This is a genomic window from Anoxybacillus sp. UARK-01 (genome assembly GCF_002075365.1).
Lineage (GTDB): Bacteria > Bacillota > Bacilli > Bacillales > Anoxybacillaceae > Anoxybacteroides > Anoxybacteroides rupiense.
On sequence record NZ_NASY01000032.1, the window covers coordinates 1 to 17463 of the forward strand.

The 17463-nt window shown below is 43.1% G+C and carries 18 protein-coding genes; all 18 read right to left on the reverse strand.

Annotated elements, in window-relative coordinates:
- Window positions 1-303 precede the first annotated feature (303 nt).
- Entirely contained in the window at window positions 304-1101 is a 798-nt protein-coding gene (gene flgG / locus B6A27_RS06220; protein ID WP_080860825.1) for a flagellar basal body rod protein FlgG, read from the reverse strand.
- A gap of 31 nt (window positions 1102-1132) precedes the next feature.
- Window positions 1133-1576 (reverse strand): flagellar hook assembly protein FlgD, encoded by a 444-nt coding sequence (flgD, locus tag B6A27_RS06225; protein ID WP_066147258.1) that lies wholly within the window; start codon window positions 1574-1576, stop codon window positions 1133-1135.
- A 12-nt stretch (window positions 1577-1588) separates the two neighbouring features.
- Window positions 1589-2848, reverse strand: coding sequence for a flagellar hook-length control protein FliK (locus B6A27_RS06230; RefSeq protein WP_080860827.1), 1260 nt, complete (start codon window positions 2846-2848; stop codon window positions 1589-1591).
- A 16-nt stretch (window positions 2849-2864) separates the two neighbouring features.
- The gene (locus B6A27_RS06235) at window positions 2865-3467 is read right to left on the reverse strand and encodes a MotE family protein (RefSeq protein ID WP_236631807.1); all 603 of its coding nucleotides are present in this window, start codon (window positions 3465-3467) and stop codon (window positions 2865-2867) included.
- Window positions 3468-3490: 23 nt separating this feature from the next.
- Window positions 3491-3934: a flagellar export protein FliJ gene (fliJ, locus tag B6A27_RS06240; protein ID WP_044746141.1), complete on the reverse strand. Its 444-nt coding sequence runs from the start codon at window positions 3932-3934 to the stop codon at window positions 3491-3493.
- A gap of 7 nt (window positions 3935-3941) precedes the next feature.
- Entirely contained in the window at window positions 3942-5258 is a 1317-nt protein-coding gene (gene fliI / locus B6A27_RS06245) for a flagellar protein export ATPase FliI (protein ID WP_044746142.1), read from the reverse strand.
- Between the two features lie 4 nt (window positions 5259-5262).
- Complete coding sequence (fliH, locus tag B6A27_RS06250) at window positions 5263-6033, reverse strand: flagellar assembly protein FliH (protein WP_080860830.1); 771 nt, start codon at window positions 6031-6033, stop codon at window positions 5263-5265.
- Window positions 6017-7036: a flagellar motor switch protein FliG gene (gene fliG, locus B6A27_RS06255; protein WP_044746144.1), complete on the reverse strand. Its 1020-nt coding sequence runs from the start codon at window positions 7034-7036 to the stop codon at window positions 6017-6019. Before fliG ends, fliH begins: the two co-directional genes overlap by 17 nt.
- A gap of 11 nt (window positions 7037-7047) precedes the next feature.
- Complete coding sequence (gene fliF, locus B6A27_RS06260; protein ID WP_080860831.1) at window positions 7048-8634, reverse strand: flagellar basal-body MS-ring/collar protein FliF; 1587 nt, start codon at window positions 8632-8634, stop codon at window positions 7048-7050.
- Window positions 8635-8690: 56 nt separating this feature from the next.
- Window positions 8691-8984, reverse strand: a complete 294-nt coding sequence (gene fliE, locus B6A27_RS06265) for a flagellar hook-basal body complex protein FliE (protein ID WP_080860832.1) — start codon at window positions 8982-8984, stop codon at window positions 8691-8693.
- A gap of 13 nt (window positions 8985-8997) precedes the next feature.
- Entirely contained in the window at window positions 8998-9450 is a 453-nt protein-coding gene (gene flgC, locus B6A27_RS06270) for a flagellar basal body rod protein FlgC (protein WP_044746147.1), read from the reverse strand.
- 3 nt (window positions 9451-9453) lie between these two features.
- Window positions 9454-9846 carry a flagellar basal body rod protein FlgB gene (gene flgB, locus B6A27_RS06275; RefSeq protein WP_044746148.1) on the reverse strand — a complete coding sequence of 131 codons (393 nt, stop codon included), beginning with the start codon at window positions 9844-9846 and terminating at the stop codon, window positions 9454-9456.
- Window positions 9847-10231: 385 nt separating this feature from the next.
- Complete coding sequence (codY, locus tag B6A27_RS06280) at window positions 10232-11011, reverse strand: GTP-sensing pleiotropic transcriptional regulator CodY (protein ID WP_080860833.1); 780 nt, start codon at window positions 11009-11011, stop codon at window positions 10232-10234.
- 27 nt (window positions 11012-11038) lie between these two features.
- Window positions 11039-12430: an ATP-dependent protease ATPase subunit HslU gene (gene hslU, locus B6A27_RS06285; RefSeq protein WP_369815491.1), complete on the reverse strand. Its 1392-nt coding sequence runs from the start codon at window positions 12428-12430 to the stop codon at window positions 11039-11041.
- Window positions 12431-12445: 15 nt separating this feature from the next.
- Entirely contained in the window at window positions 12446-12988 is a 543-nt protein-coding gene (hslV, locus tag B6A27_RS06290) for an ATP-dependent protease subunit HslV (protein WP_080860834.1), read from the reverse strand.
- A 22-nt stretch (window positions 12989-13010) separates the two neighbouring features.
- Window positions 13011-13913, reverse strand: a complete 903-nt coding sequence (xerC, locus tag B6A27_RS06295) for a tyrosine recombinase XerC (protein ID WP_066147243.1) — start codon at window positions 13911-13913, stop codon at window positions 13011-13013.
- 56 nt (window positions 13914-13969) lie between these two features.
- Window positions 13970-15265: an FADH(2)-oxidizing methylenetetrahydrofolate--tRNA-(uracil(54)-C(5))-methyltransferase TrmFO gene (gene trmFO, locus B6A27_RS06300; protein WP_044746153.1), complete on the reverse strand. Its 1296-nt coding sequence runs from the start codon at window positions 15263-15265 to the stop codon at window positions 13970-13972.
- Between the two features lie 58 nt (window positions 15266-15323).
- Window positions 15324-17399, reverse strand: coding sequence for a type I DNA topoisomerase (gene topA, locus B6A27_RS06305; protein ID WP_044746154.1), 2076 nt, complete (start codon window positions 17397-17399; stop codon window positions 15324-15326).
- Between the last annotated feature and the right edge of the window lie 64 nt (window positions 17400-17463).

A 17463-nucleotide genomic window follows, 5' to 3' on the forward strand; every position in this document is an offset into this window, starting at 1 on the left:
GGCTTCAATATCAAAAATCACTTGAGTTTGACGRTTGTCATAGGGTTTAAAAGTAGGGGCTAATGGTCTTTTAGAGGGCTTTTTTTCCTCTGTCTCTGGAAAAAGTGTCATTTGCGTGTTATAATTTTCAGTAGTAATCATTTGATTGCTCATAAAAATCGTCCTTTCTGGAATGTTGTGGTGGTACCTTCATTTTACAGGATAGGACGATTTTTTTGTGTACTTTTTTAAAAAATGAAAAAAATGAGAGGGGCTTCAAAAAGTCAGTTACCCTGACTTTTTGGACAGCCCCTCCCCCCTTAATTATTTCTTTAGATTGACAAGCTCTTGCAAAATCTCATCCGATGTTGTAATAATGCGTGTATTCGCTTGAAATCCGCGCTGCGCGACAATCATTTCCGTAAACTCTTCAGATAGATCGACATTGGACATTTCAAGCGCACCAGGAACAATTTTGCCTGCTCCGCCTACTCCCGGAGAAGTTAACGTCTCCGCACCAGAGTTCGTTGTTGAGCGGAAAAGATTGTCTCCAACCTTCTCTAATCCATCGTTATTTGCAAATTTCGCTAATTCAATTCGACCAGCAACCTGCAAAGTTCCTGTGTTATCGACGTAGTTTACTGTGCCATCTGAACCAATACTAAGACTTTGCGCTGTTGTTGGGATTTGAATGCGAGTGTTACCATTGCCGAGCAAGTAACGTCCATCAGCGCTAACAATATAGCCTTGAGAATCAAGATAAAAATTTCCTGCTCTTGTGTATAGTCTGTTATTTCCAGAGTTATCACCTAAAACAAAGAATCCATCTCCTGAAATGGCCAAATCAAGCACACGAGCAGTAGTTTGCAAACTTCCTTGCGTCTGAACAGTATCAATTGCCGCAAGCTGCGCCCCTAATCCGACTTGTTTTGGATTCACCCCGCCGCTGTTCGCTGTTGGAGCACTTGCACCCGCGATTTGTTGACTAACTAAATCTTTAAAAATGGTACGGCCCTTCTTAAACCCATACGTATTCACATTCGCAATATTGTTTCCGATCACGTCTAATTTCACTTGGAAGTTTTTCATTCCGCTAATTCCAGAATACATTGAACGAAGCATATAATCCCTCTCCCTTGTTCAGATTTATCCATTATGGAGTTTCTACTTTGATAATTTGCTTGTTGGAAATCTCCTGACCATTATCAAGCTCTAAAAAGATTTCATTGTTTCTTTGGGAAACTGATTTCACCATACCGCTCGCTGGATTTTCCGACGTATCGGCCTCATCGCTGGTATCCATCCAATACACTTTTTTGCCTATCATTTCACTATAAAGCAAAATCGCGTTATCGCTTTGCATTTGCATAAATCCTTGCATGGCAGCTGCCAGATTCGTGATTTGCTCCAGCGTGGAGAAATTGGCCATTTGCGCAATAAACTCTTTATCCTCCATTGGATTTAATGGATCTTGATTTTGCAGCTGAACCAGCAAAATTTTTAAAAAATCGTCTTTGCCAAGAACACTGTCTCCCGTCTGCCGCTCCGGAGGCGTATAATTGCTTAACAATAAGTTGGGATCAATGGTATTTGCCATCTTTGACCGCTCCTATGCTTCAATATTTAACAATTCATGAAGAAAAGACTCCTGAAATGGAAGCTCCTTGTCTTGCTCAAACGGCTGGCGCTGTTCTTGATCAGGTTGTCCCTCTCTGTTTCGCTCGTGCTGACTGAATGATTGTTCATAAGAAGGCAACGGTGAGTGTGCGCGTACATCAAATTGCTCGATTGTAATGTGCTGAGCTGGTATCACATGAGCCATTTGCTGGATGTTTGCTTCCATTAGTTCTTTTGCCGAACGGCTTGAGGCGATGATTTTCGCCATCATCTGTCCGTTTTCCTGAACAAGCTTTACTGTCAACGTTCCTAAATGTTCTGGATGAAGGCGAATCACAAGCTGTGATTGTCCATTTCCTAAATTGGTGAATTTACTCGATTTTATAATACTTGTAAATTGCCGGATTAGTTGCTCGCTGCTACCATTAGCCGAGGTGTTCTCAGGCAGTGAAATGATCGGCTCTGTATTTTGCGAAAACAGCGTTGGTTGAGCCTGATTGAAAAACGGCTGAGCCATTGTTTGAACATCCCCCTGCTTGTCATTCGCGGCTTTCGTTAACTGAGCCAGCGAATCCGGGTGATATCCGGCAGTCGAGCTGAAGGCTGAAGAAAAGCTGCTAGGTGGAAAGGTCAGCTGATGTGGATAGCTCCCGTTTCGATAGGTGTTGACAGCTGCGGCGGCTCCTCCATTGAAAAGCGCCGAAAAACGGCCATTCCGAGGATCACTGCTCGCTTGCTGAGCCTTTTTGTTTTGCAAGAAATTTACCAATGTTTCTACATTGATCATTGGTCCCAACTCATCGCGATTTGGCTGCAATGACAGCCATTCCTCCAATAACGATATTGGCTCTGCGCCCTGCGCGCTATTGCTCTGCATCCATGTCATTTGTTCTGAGAGCATTTGTTTTATCCATGCAGCCGTTTGCGGAACGCTGGATGGCTGAAGAGAAGCTGGGTTTGTTTCAAACTGCTCATGCAACGTCTGCTGCATATCAGCCGGCAGCAGCAGCAAGAGCAAATCCACCCATTTGGTCAACAGATCGTCTTGGTGTTCATTTCGTTCTATATGGTCTTTTGTTGCCACCTCATTTGCTTTCATGCTGGAATCTGCAGAATCAAACGTCGCCGATTGAAGCAGCTGCTGAAATAAACTTCCTTCTTGTGTTTGTCCTTTTGCGTTCAACGTTTGTGCCTTATCCCCAGAAACCGAAGAAGACGGAAAAAGCGATTGAGTATAAGTGCCAATTCTCATGATCTCCCCTCCTTTCCTAATTATTAGCCGCTTGGGCTGCTTTCGTTAGTAGCGCCGTATATTTAGCTGCTTCTTCCGGAGACATTTTTTCCAGAATAGCGGCGGCCTTCTCGCTGCCTAATATCGCAAGAATGTTAAGCGCCTCCTGATCCGACATTTTCGGAATGATGGCGGCGGCATTTTTCGGTGACATTTCTCCATACATTTGAGCAACATCTTGAACAGTGAGTTTTTTTGCTTCGGTTGTTGGTGATGTGTCGGTCTGCTGCTGGGATTCCAGTTGGGCATTTAACCGTTCAATTTCTTTCTTTAGTGCTTCAATTTCACTCTGTTTATTTTTGACTTCGGTTTCAAGCTTTTTCACTTGTGCCGTTTTTTCTTCGAGCGTAGCTTGCTGCTCCAACATATTCTCCTTTAAAGCCTGCTCAGATGATGGCTGCTTGCTACCGACTAACTGTGAAATCCCTGGAAGATCAGCACCGTACTTTTTGGCGATGTCAAACACATTCACTCCTGCAATCGTGGTAATAATCAGTGCCAATGTGATTGTAAACAATAATGGGATGATGATGACAAACAAGAACCATTGCAGCTTGCTTACTTTTTCTTCTTTTTCCATTTCTTGCTCCTTCATCGTCTCACCTAATTTCTGCGATTCACAAATTGTTGAATTGAGATTTCATCCATCCAGTGATTTTCCATAGTTTGAATAGCTTGAAGCACAGCTGCTATATGCTTGTCTTTCATTTTTTCATATTTTTTTACTTCAATATTCGCTTCAGCTAACTTTGTTTGCTTGAGAAACATTTGCTCACGCGTTTCGATCACAAGCTGCTGATAATGAGAAATGGTACGCTCCAAATTCATGACAAATTGCCGAAAATGACGAATGTCTTGAATGGGCAATCCATTTTTTAATTTTTGCTTGTACATTTCCTCGTAATCTTCTTTTTGCTTCAGAAAATGGTACAGCTTTTCCGCTGCTTCTTCAAAGCGCTTCACCGCTTCGTTATATTCCCCTAGCGCTCTCTCTTTTTCTTTTTCTCTAATGGTCAATATTTTTTCAAATTTAAACACATGCTCCATGTTTTATTCACCCCGAATGTACAAGCTGAAGCAGTTCTTGAATGCTCTCTTCTTTTGTCAATTTTTCGTGAGTATCTTGTTTTAAAAATGCAAGCAGCTTTGGATAGTAGCGAATGGCTTCGTCAATGTCTTTAGAAGAACCTCTTTTATACGCACCGATATTAATTAAATCTTCCGCGTTTATATAGGTTGAAAGAAGATGACGGAATCGTTCAGCTGCCGCTTTATGCTCTGGCCCAATAATATAATTCATGACACGGCTGATGCTTTTCAAAACATTAATAGCTGGATACTGACCTTTATTCGCCAAGCTTCTCTCAAGAACAAAATGCCCATCTAAAATTCCTCGGACCGTATCCGCAATCGGTTCATTCATATCGTCACCATCTACTAAAACCGTATAAAAAGCCGTAATGGTTCCGTGTTCATTTGTTCCTGTCCGTTCCAGCAATTTGGGCAAAATGGCAAAAACAGAAGGAGTATAGCCCTTGGTTGTCGGCGGCTCACCGATCGCTAGTCCCACTTCCCGCTGTGCCATGGCTACACGTGTCACGGAATCCATCATCAGCATGACATTCATTCCCCTATTGCGAAAATATTCGGCAATAGCCGTTGCGGTATAGGCGCCTTTAATTCTCATAAGCGCAGGCTGATCTGATGTCGCAACCACCACAACGGAACGAGCCAAGCCTTCAGGGCCGAGATCTCGTTCGATAAACTCTCGCACTTCACGTCCCCGTTCGCCAATAAGCGCAATCACATTTAGGTCTGCGTTTGTGTTGCGGGCAATCATCCCAAGAAGTGTACTCTTGCCTACTCCTGAACCAGCAAATATGCCCACACGCTGTCCTTTTCCTACTGTCAGCAAGCTATCGATCAATCTGACTCCTACTTCCACCGGTTCATCAATCGGCGGTCTTGACAGCGGATTAGGCGGCTCCTGCTCAATCGAAATGGAGCGCAGCCCTTTAGGGAGAAGGCTACCATCAAGGGGCTGGCCAAGCGAATCAAGAACCTTGCCGATTAGATCCATTCCCGCTTTTATTTGCAGCGGCTGGCCTGTCGCTTCCACTATGCATCCCGGCGAAATATCTTGAACGGTTGAAAAAGGCATTAAAAGCACATGCTGTTCGCGAAATCCTACCACCTCAGCAGCAATCTTCTGCTTCTTTCTTCCTCCGCCCACATGAATAAAGCAAACATCGCCAATGGAGCTTTCAGGACCTTTTGATTCAATCATTAATCCAATCACGCGCGTTACTTTACCAAATCGCTTATACGAATCAATGGTTTCGATCTCTTGAAAAAGAGCTGGCCAATTCAAAAAATTACTCCTCCTCAAGCCACTTAAGCAGCTTTTGTTTGATTTGTTGCAATTGAGTGTCAACACTTGCATCAATGCGGCCAAAAGGCGTTTCAATCATGCAGCCGCCCTCTGCTAACCGTTCGTCAGGATAAATAAAAATGTCTACTGGCTGACTAAAAATCGCCCTTAATTCATCCTTTTGCTGAACAAGTGTTTGATAATGCAATGGATGAACATATAGCTTCACTTCTGATTGTTCCCTAACCTCCTTGATCGCTCTTTGCACAAGATGAAGGAAGGAATCGTGATTTTCCGCCAGCTTTTCCCCCAATATTCGCTCCGCTACCTTTAAGCCGATCAACAGGATGGTTTCTTTTGATGATTCAATTTGTTCATAAAACTGTTGGTTGGTTGTTTGCACGATGTTTCTTGCTTCATTCATTAATTCTTGAAAAGCATGAAGCGCTTCATTTTTTCCTTGACTATATCCGGCTTCATATCCTTCTTGTTGCGCTGCCGCCATAAGCCGCTGTTTTTCGGCCAACCAATTTTCCTTCTCTTGCCATATGTTTTCTTTCAAAGACTGGCAATATTGTTCTGCTTCTTGCTTCATCAGCTTCGCTTCTTCCTTTGCTTGCTCAATGATGAACTGAGCGTGAGCATGTCCATCTATTTCTTGCGAAACGGCTGAGGCTGCTGGCTGCGGAAAATAATGCTTCACTTCAATTACTTTTTTGCTGCCATGGGACGTTGTTGTAAAAGGAGCTTTGATCACATTAGACAATAATATCATCTCCTCCGCCGCGCGCTACAACGATTTCTCCAGCTTCTTCAAGACGGCGAATGACCGCAACAATACGCGATTGTGCTTCCTCCACATCGCGGAGGCGAACCGGTCCCATAAACTCCATCTCCTCTTTGAAGGTTTCCGCCATACGCGTCGACATATTGCGAAAGACGATTTCTTTCACTTCATCACTTGAAACTTTCAGTGCCAGCATTAAATCATTGTTATCAACTTCACGAATGACACGCTGAATCGCACGGTTATCAAGGGTAACAATATCTTCGAAGACAAACATTCGTTTCTTGATTTCTTCTGCAAGCTCTGGATCTTGAATTTCAAGCGCATCTAAAATCGTTCTTTCCGTGCTTCGGTCTACACCGTTTAAAACTTCCACCACCGCTTCGATGCCGCCTGTTTGCGTGTAATCTTGGACAACGGTCGTTGAAAGCTTCCGTTCTAAAATTTGCTCAACTTCGTTGATCACCTCAGGCGACGTACTGTCCATCAGCGCAATTCGGCGCGCGATATCCGCCTGCATTTCCTGCGGCAGCGACGACAGAATCTGGCCAGCTTGCGCCGGATCTAAATAGGAAAGCACAAGAGCGATCGTCTGTGGATGTTCATTTTGAATAAAGTTCAACAGCTGAGCCGGATCGGCTTTGCGAGCAAAGTCAAACGGCCGCACCATTAAAGCGGATGTTAAACGGTTAATAATGTTCAGCGCTTTTTCCGAGCCAAGCGCTTTTTCAAGTACTTCTTTCGCGTAAGCAATGCCGCCTTGAGCAATATAATCCTGCGCTAAAGCAATTTGATGAAACTCCTCCAGCACTTCCTCTTTTTCTTGCGTCGCTACTTGGCGAACATTAGAAATCTCAAGTGTGAGCTTTTCAATTTCTTCCTCCGATAAATGCTTATAGACAGATGCTGATACATCTGGTCCAAGAGAAATGAGGAGTATGGCAGCTTTCTGTTTGCCTGTTAATTCTCCTTTTCTCTCTTTTTTGGCCATCTTCATTCCTCCTAGTCCTCAGCCAACCACGTTCTTAGCAATTGAGCAAATTCATCTGGCTTCTCTCTTGCCAATTTTTCAAGCTGCTTGCGTCGAATTGTCACTTCTGTTTCCCGTTCCTCCGTCACATCAGGAAGATCGGATAAAGGAGGCTGTTCAATAAAGTCTTCCTCTTCTTCCTCCACCCTTTTCCGTCTGCGCAGCAAGAAGTAAATCAGTAAGCCGATAATAGCAGCAGCACCAATTCCCCCTGCAATATACGCCCATGTCGGAATGGTTGGCTGCGGCTGTGCAAAATCGGTTTTCCCATTAAATTTTTGCACAGATACGACGATGCGGTTTTGGATATCTTGATCGCTTAACGTTTGACCATCCTGCTTATCAATCGAAGTTCGAACGATCGTACCTAAAATCTTCTGAATATCATCAATGGTTTGCTGCGATAAAGAGTTAGGATTTTGGGGATTTGGTGGTTCAACCATCACTTGGATCCCTAAATCTCTTACTTTGTATGGACTTTCAACAATATTCTTTTTAATTCTGTTTACTTCATTATTGATCGTTTCTTCTGTTTTTTCATAATCGCCATTTGAGCCGTCAGTTGCTGCTTGATAGCCTGGAATGTCATTTTCACCGGTCCCGGCCACTCCTCCTGGTTGGGCACCTTGTCCAGAATAAGTTTCTCTAATCCGCTGCACACTGACAGCAATTCCTTCATTGTTTTGCTCATCAACCGGGGTCACTAAATTTTCCTCACGGTTCTCCTGCGTAAAATCAACATCCGCTGTAACCGATACAACCACTTTGTCTTGTCCCATCATCGTGCCTAACATTTGTTGGACTTGTCGCTGGATATCGCGTTCAATTTGCTTTTTGATTTCGTTTTGTTGCGTAAACGCCGTAGCTGTCGAATTTTCTTCATTATTTTTTAGATCAAAATACTGAAAATATTGATTCATCATGACGATATTATCAGTAGGAAGATTCGGAACACTTTTTGACACGAGATGATAGAGCGCTCTAACTTGCTCATCTGTAAATTTGTATCCTGGCTTTGTTTTAAGAACGACTGAAGCGGACGCCTCTCCTTGATCCTCTGACGCAAATACGGACTGCTGGGGAAGGTTAATCATGACTTTGGCATCCTCGACCCCGTCAATATTTTTAATCAGATTGGCCAATTCTGTTTGCATCGCTTTGAGTTTTACTACATTAAATTCGTTATCTGTCATCCCAAAGCTTGCATTTTTTCCAAAAAAGGAGTAGTCGATGCTTCCACTGTTCGGAATCCCTTCGGCCGCTAATTCCACCTTCAGTGTATCCGCCATTTTCTCCGGCACTTCAATCGTGGTTCCGTTATCGGTCACTTGGGAATCGATTCCCTTTTGATCGAGCGTCGCTTTAATTTGTCCAGCTTCCTGCGGCGAAAGGTTGCTATATAATGGTACAAAGCTCGTTCTTGTGGCAAAAAATGACGCAACCCCAACAATGACAAGAAAAAGAAGAAGAGCACCTAGCGCCATGGCTTTTTGAGCCTTCGTTCTCCCCCTCCAAAACGATGTGGATCGGTTGAGCCATTCTTTCACTCTTTCATTCATACATAATATTCCCCCGATTATTGCGATAATAGATTGCCAGTTTGTTAGCGCGTTGATTATACTTGCATTCTCATCATTTCTTGGTATGCCTCAACAGCTTTATTTCGGACTTCCACTGCTAACTGCAAAGAAATGCCGGCTTTTTGAGCAGCGATCATGACTTGATGCAGATCAACGTTTTCTCCTTTAACTAGCTTATCGGTTAGTTGGTCGGCTGCAACCTGCTGGTCGTTTACCTGCTGAATCGCATCTTTCAAAAAGTTAGCAAACGATTTTTGCACATCCGCTGCCTTTATAGACGAAGAGGGCGTTGCAGTCGAAAAAAAGCTGTTTTGTATTCCGTTAATCATTTTTTACTCCCCTTTATTTTCCAATTTCTAAAGCCTTGACTAACATTCCTTTTGTTGCATTGAACACTGTCACATTGGCTTCATAAGAACGGGTTGCGCTCATTAAATCTACCATTTCTTTTAGAGGATCGACATTTGGAAGCTGTACATATCCATCTTGGTTAGCATCCGGATTGGTCGGGTCGTAAACAAGCTTAAAAGGCGTTTCATCTTCGACGATTTTGGCGACCCTTACTCCCCCTCCAACCGACGCCTGTCCATCTATTGCCTTTTGAAGATAAGAAGAAAAACCGCCTTCATTCGGCTCCAATACGACCATTTTGCGTCGATATGGCTGCCATTGTCCGTCGACAAATTGGGCACGCGTTGTATCCACATTCGCCATATTGGAGGAAATGACATCCATCCGCAAACGCTGCGCCGTTAATGCAGAAGCCGTGGTATTTAGGCTTTGAAAAATGGACATACATTACTTCCCTCCTTTAATAACCGTTTTTAAAGAATTGAACTTCCCATTTAATCTCTCGATCAATGCGTTGTAATAAATTTGATTTTCCGCTAATTCCGACATTTCTCTATCTACATCGACACTGTTTCCATTATGATTGTATACCATATCACTTCTTGTCGTCACTAAAAAATTGCCAGTATTTTTACTAGCAAATGCAAAATGCTTCGGATTCGTTCGATAAGCTTCAAACGAAGACATAGCCTGATCTAGTTCGGTTTTAAAACGAACCTCTTTTGCTTTGTAATTTGGCGTATCGGCATTCGCAATGTTATTGGCAATCACCTTTTGCTTTAGCGACGCATAGTCCAATCCTTGCTCTAAGCGCGCAAATGTTTGCGAAAAGATTTCCAAGCGTAATCCCCTCTTTTTTTCTTTTTTCGACAATATTTGATATTCTATATTTTAAAATAACGCCTAAATGATGTATAGCCGGAATATTGTACTATTTTTTCATAGGAATTGATATTAGCTTGTATCGTTATTAAACATACGCACAATAGCGTAAATCCCTCTTTCCTTTCTTTTCATCTCTATAGATTCGGATTGAAAAATCGACATAAGCTAAACATGAATGTTGACTAAAAAACATGGAAGCGATGTTGTTCAATCGTCCGTCTGATCCTTACCTGCTTATTTGAAGAAGAAACATAGTTGCATTGGATTGCACTTCCGAAGCAAAATGGTTAGCTTCGTTCGATATAGATAAAAAAGAGCTGCCAAAAAAGCAGCTCTTGCATTAGTTTGTTTTTAATTTTTCAAGCTCTGTTAAAAACTTATCGTTTAATACTTTAATATACGTTCCTTTCATACCAAGAGAACGAGATTCAATGACGCCTGCACTCTCAAGCTTGCGAAGCGCGTTGACAATGACCGAACGCGTAATGCCCACTCGGTCAGCGATTTTGCTGGCAACAAGCAGCCCCTCTGTTCCTTCTAATTCTTCAAAAATGTGCTCGATTGCCTCAAGCTCGCTGTAGGATAACGAGCTGATCGCCATTTGTACAACCGCTTTGCTTCTTGCTTCTTCTTCAATTTCTTCTGCTTTTTCACGCAAGATTTCCATACCAACGACAGTAGCTTCATATTCAGCCAAGATGAGATCATCATCCTCAAATTGGCGGTCAAGTCTGGACAAAATCAGCGTGCCCAGGCGTTCTCCCCCCCCATTAATCGGCACAATCGTCGTTAACCCGGTTTTAAATAAATCTCGGTTTTCTACTGGAAACGCCGTATATTCGCTGTTAATATCCAAATTAGGAGAGGTCTCCGTAATATTGAACAGACTATTGGTATATTCTTCTGGGAATTGGCGATCCTCAAGCATTTTTTTCATCCGCTCATTTTCAATCGATTGCTTAATCGCAAAGCCTAATAGCTTCCCACGGCGGCTGACGACAAAAATATTGGCTTCAATCACTTCGCAAAGAGTTTCTGCCATCTCTTTAAAGTTTACAGGCTTTCCGGCTGCTTTCTGTAACATCGCATTAATCGTTCGTGTTTTCTGTAACAAATTCATGATCTATATCCTCCTATTCAAATTCATTTACAAAATAAATTCGCTTAAGTCTTTATTTTTTACAATATTACCTAATTTTTGTTCAACATATTGCGGTGTAATCACCACTTTTTCTAGTGCAATATCAGGCGCTTCAAATGATAGATCCTCAAGCAGCTTCTCCAGAATTGTATGAAGCCGTCTTGCCCCGATATTGTCTGTTGTTTGATTGACTTCAAACGCCACTTCAGCAATCTTACGAATAGCATCGTCAGAAAATTCAAGTTGTATACCTTCTGTAGCAAGAAGAGCCATATATTGTTTAATCAGAGCATTGTCAGGCTCAATAAGAATCTTCACAAAATCATCTACCGTCAACTTGGATAGTTCTACCCGAATCGGGAAGCGCCCTTGCAACTCAGGAATCAAATCGGACGGCTTCGACATATGAAACGCTCCAGCAGCAATGAACAAAACATAGTCTGTTTTGACAGGACCATATTTTGTCATCACCGTTGAGCCTTCTACGATCGGTAAAATGTCGCGCTGCACCCCTTCACGTGATACATCGGCTGAAGAAGCGCTCTGGCCCTTTCTGGCAATTTTGTCGATTTCATCAATAAAAATAATACCAGACTGTTCTGCCAGCTGCACCGCCTCTTGTGTCACTTCATCCATATCGATCAGCTTTTGCGCTTCTTCATTGGTTAACACTTTTCGTGCTTCACTTACCTTCAATTTTCGTTTTTTGAGCCGTTTTGGCATCAAACTGCTTAAAGCATCCTGCATATTCATGCCCATCTGCTCAATGCCGGCCCCTTGCAAAAAATCAAAAACAGTCGTTTGCTGCTCTTCGATTTCCACCGTCACTAATTCGTCCTCAAGCTCACCATTGGCAAGCTGGGCAGCTACCTGTTTCCGTTTTTGCTCGATATGTTGGTCATCTTGGCCGTAAGTCGTCGAATCCTGCTGTGATGTTTGGCCGCCAAATAGCATCTCAAGCGGATTTTTGATCGTCTGCTTCGGTTTTCCAGGAACTAAAAGCTCGATGAGACGTTTATTGGCTTGCTGCTCAGCGCGATCTTTCACTTCATACATTTTCCGCTCTTTCACTAAACGAACAGATGTTTCAACAAGATCTCTCACCATAGACTCAACATCGCGTCCAACATAGCCAACCTCTGTAAACTTCGTTGCTTCCACTTTGACAAACGGCGCCCCGACAAGCTTAGCGATTCTTCTCGCAATCTCGGTTTTCCCTACTCCTGTGGGACCGATCATCAATATATTTTTAGGTACGATCTCGTCGCGCAGCTTTTCATCAAGCAAACTGCGCCGATAGCGATTTCTTAGCGCAACCGCGACTGCTTTTTTCGCTTCTTTTTGACCGACAATAAATTGATCCAGCTTTTCTACAATTTGTCGAGGTGTTAGGTTCATCATTTCTCCCCCTCGCTACAGTTCTTCCACAATAATGTGGCTATTGGTATACACGCAAATATCAGAAGCAATTTCTAAAGCGGCTTTGGCAATTTCCTTAGCCGTCATTTGTCCGCCCGCGTATTGCTTTAAGGCCCGACCGGCAGCAAGCGCGTAGTTTCCTCCTGAACCAATCGCTAAAACGCCATCATCCGGTTCGATCACTTCACCTGTTCCTGATACTAGAAGCAAATGGCGTTCGTCCATCACAATCAGCATCGCTTCCAGTCTTCTCAATACTTTATCGCTGCGCCATTCCTTCGCCAGTTCAACCGCCGCACGTTGCAAGTTCCCATTAAACTCTTCTAATTTCCCTTCGAACATTTCAAACAATGTGAACGCATCCGCAACGGAACCAGCAAATCCCGCTAATACTTTTCCGTTAAAAAGCTTCCGAACTTTTTTAGCTGTATGTTTCATGACCACCGCATTCCCAAAAGTCACTTGGCCATCTCCAGCCATGGCGCAGGCGCCGTTATGTTGAATCGCAAAAATTGTTGTAGCATGGAATTGCTCCATATAAACCCTCCTTTATGGAAGTCTAAGCACGCGGATGCGTGTGCAAATAAACGTGGCGGAGACGATCTTTCGTCACGTGCGTGTATACCTGCGTCGATGAAAGATGCGCATGTCCCAATAGCTCTTGAACGGTGCGCATATCCGCTCCTTCGTTAAGCAAATGGGTGGCAAATGTATGTCTGAATACGTGCGGGCTTACCTTTTGCGTTAATGCAGCCTTCTCCACAACTTCGTTCAAAATATAACGCACCCCTCGAGGTGTTAAAGGACTTCCCCGAAAGTTTAAAAACAAAGAATGATTCGCTGTTTTGCTTTTGGCTAAAAGCTCATTCCGCCCTTTTTGTACATACCGTTCCAGCGCTTGCTTCGCAAAACTACCGAATGGCACATAGCGCTGTTTGTTCCCTTTCCCGTAAATCAAAATGGTTGCAAGGGAAAAATCAATATCAGACAAGTGAATGTGACAACATTCACTAATACGGATGCCCGTCGCATAAAGCAGTTCAATTAACGCTTGATTTCGCTGACCAATCGCTGTATTTAAATCATTGACATGAAATAAGGCTTCTAATTCCTGTTCATATAAAAAACGGGGGATTTTTTGCTCTTTTTTCGGCAATGATGCGAGAGCAAACGGATTTTCCGTTACTTTCTTTTCCCTCATTAAAAATTTATAAAAACTTCGTAAGCTCGAAATCTTTCGGGAAATTGAACGGCTCAGCAGTTGTTCGGCATGCAGCTTCGTCAAATATAATCGAACATCGCTGTACGTTACCTCATCTAAACGTTCCAGCGCCTGTTCATGCATAAACTCGAAAAACTGCTCAATATCGCGTGTATAGCACGCAATAGTATATTGTGAATAGTTTTTTTCGATTTGTAAATATTCTACGAATAATTGTAACGAAATTTTCAAATTTTCCATTCTTAACACCTCACAAGGGCTACTAAATATTAACATAGATTTAGCAGCCCTTGCAATTATTTTTTTATAAAATTCTGAATAGTGTCCAATGCTCGCTTAGCATACTCTTCATTGCGGCGCTTTTTATCTTTAATCATTTCTTCAAGAGGGGCAAACAGGCCGAAATTCGCGTTCATTGGCTGAAAATGCTTCGGATTTGTCGACGTAATATAGTGAGCCATGCTGCCAATCGCTGTTTCGGGCGGGAAAACGATCAGCTCCTGGCCGAGCACAAGGCGCGCCGCGTTGATGCCTGCTACCAATCCGGAGGCGGCCGACTCTACATATCCTTCGACTCCCGTCATTTGTCCAGCAAAAAATAAATCCTCTCTCTCCTTCAATTGATAAGTCGGACGGAGAAGTTTTGGCGAGTTAATAAACGTATTGCGATGCATCACTCCATAGCGAACAATTTCCGCATTTTCAAGCCCTGGAATTAAACGGAATACTTCCTTTTGTGCTCCCCATTTCAAATGAGTTTGAAAACCAACGATATTGTATAACGTTCCTGCTGCATCGTCTTGGCGAAGCTGAACTACCGCAAACGGTCTTTTTCCTGTGCGTGGATCTTCGAGGCCGACCGGTTTCATCGGACCAAATAGCAACGTTTTCTTTCCGCGTTTCGCCATGACTTCAATCGGCATGCATCCTTCAAAATAAATTTCTTTTTCAAATTCCTTTAACGGCGCTGTTTCTGCTGAAATAAGCGCTTCATAAAAGCGGTCAAATTCTTCCTCCGTCATCGGGCAATTCAAATAGGCGGCTTCCCCTTTATCATAGCGAGATTTTCTATACACCTTTTCCATATCGATGCTTTCTTTTTCAACAATAGGGGCGGCTGCATCATAAAAATACAAATACTCTTCTCCCGTCAGCTCTTTTAATTTTTCAGATAATGTAGGAGACGTAAGAGGTCCTGTGGCAATAATCGTTGGCCCAGTCGGGATGTCTGTCACTTCCTCACGGATGACCGTTACATTTGGATGGTTTTGAACGAAATCGGTGACACGGGCCGCAAATTCATGCCGATCCACCGCCAGTGCTCCTCCAGCAGGCACAGAGCACTCATCTGCCGCTTTGATGATGACCGAATTGAGCATTCTCATCTCTTCTTTGAGCACGCCAACGGCATTCGTTAACGAATTGGCGCGCAGTGAATTGCTGCAAACCAGCTCAGCGAATTTATCCGTATGATGGGCTGGCGTTTGTTTCACAGGACGCATTTCGTATAAACGGACATGAATGTTGCGGGTAGCAAGCTGCCACGCGGCTTCGCTTCCTGCTAATCCTGCACCAATAACATTGACAATCATGCTTCATTTCCTCCTTCGTTACGCATAAAAACGGTGAGGACTGACGGTCGCCCACCGATCATGCTTGCGGTTTCTCTTGGTAGTCACATTGATTACATTGAACTTGTATGCCTTTTTTTAATTTTTTCTCTACTAGTAATCCTTCACATTTTGGACAAGGGCGCGCAAGCGGTTTATCCCACGACATAAAATCACAGGCTGGAAACTGATCGCATCCATAAAATATTCGCCTTTTCTTGCTGTTTCGTTCAACAAGATTTCCTTCGCCGCATTGCGGACATTTTACACCGATTTCTTTCACGATCGGCTTTGTATGACGACAATCCGGAAAATTGGAGCAGGCAATAAACTTGCCGAATCTTCCCATCTTATAAACCATCGGGCTTCCGCATTCTTCACAATCAATCCCAGCCGGTTCATCCTTGATTTCGACTTCCTTCATCTCTTTTTCCGCAATTTGCAAGCTTTTTTCGAATCCGCTGTAAAATTCATCAATCACTTGAATCCATTGAATTTTCCCCTCTTCAATTTCATCTAAGCTTTTTTCCATTTTCGCTGTAAATTCGACGTCTAAAATCTCTGGGAAAAACTCTAAAATTAATTCCAAGACAATTTCCCCAAGCTCCGTTGGCACAAATCGTTTATTTTCCAGCACAACATAATTGCGCTTTTGAATCGTGTCCAAGGTTGGAGCATAAGTCGACGGGCGACCGATTCCAAGCTCCTCCAGCGTTTTGACTAATCTAGCTTCCGTATAGCGCGGAGGCGGCTGTGTAAAATGTTGCTTCGGTTCTATGTCCTTTCCAATCACTTTTTCTCCTTCTTGAAGGTCAGGAAGTAAACGATCTTGCTCATCCGTCTGGTCATCTGTCCCCTCCACGTATACTTTCATAAATCCAGCAAATTTTACTTTGGAGCCGCTAGCGCGGAAAATCACTCCCCCGTTTTCTAAATCGACACTCATCGTGTCCAAAAGCGCAGGAGCCATTTGACTGGCGACAAATCGTTCCCAAATCAGTTTATAAAGCCGAAATTGATCGCGGCTCAAATATGGCTTTACCGAGCTAGGATCGCGAAATACAGATGTAGGGCGAATCGCTTCGTGAGCATCTTGAGCTGCTGTATTTTTCTTTTCTTTTCGCTTTTCTTGTGCTACGTACTCTGCTCCAAATGCTTTTTCAATATACGAAAGCGCTTCATTTTGCGCTGACTCAGAGACACGTGTTGAGTCCGTGCGCATGTATGTAATTAAACCGACCGTTCCTTCGCTTCCAAGATCAATCCCTTCATAGAGCTGCTGAGCGAGCATCATCGTCTTTTTGGTGCGGAAATTCAGCTTACGCGCCGCTTCTTGTTGCAGAGATGAGGTCGTAAATGGCGGCACCGGGTTTCGCTTCCGCTCCTTTTTCGTTACCGATTTCACCGTAAAATATTGGCCTTTGAGGCGTTCTAAAACGAGCTTGACATCCTTTTCCTGTTTTAAATCGAGTTTTTGTCCATCCAATCCATAAAAAAACGCCGTAAACACTTCATTTTGCTTCACAAATTCCGCTTGAATGGACCAATATTCCTCAGGCTGAAATTCTTTAATTTCTTTTTCGCGATCAATGATCAACCGCAAAGCAACGGATTGCACTCTTCCCGCGCTTAGCCCCTTTTTTACTTTTTTCCAAAGCAACGGGCTAATATTATAGCCTACAAGTCTGTCAAGAACACGTCGAGCTTGCTGGGCATCCACCAAATGCATATTGATCGCCCGAGGATGCTGGAAGGATTCACGGATCGCATCCTTTGTAATCTCATTAAAGACCACACGGCAATCGGAATGAATATCAAGATCAAGCATATGGGCTAGATGCCAAGCGATCGCTTCTCCTTCACGGTCCGGGTCAGCCGCTAAAAAGACTTTTTTCGCTTTTTTAGCCGCTGTTTTCAAATCTTTAATGACTGGCCCCTTGCCGCGAATGGTAATATATTTTGGTTCATAATTATTTTTTATGTCAACGCCCATTTGGCTTTTCGGCAAATCGCGAATATGTCCCATCGAGGCTTTTACTTTATACTTTTTTCCTAAATATCGTTCAATCGTCTTTGCTTTTGCTGGTGATTCAACAATGACGAGATAATCTGACATACCGTTTCCTCCCTTAAGAGGTTATATTTAAAATCTTCATTATTATTAATGATTCTTATGACAT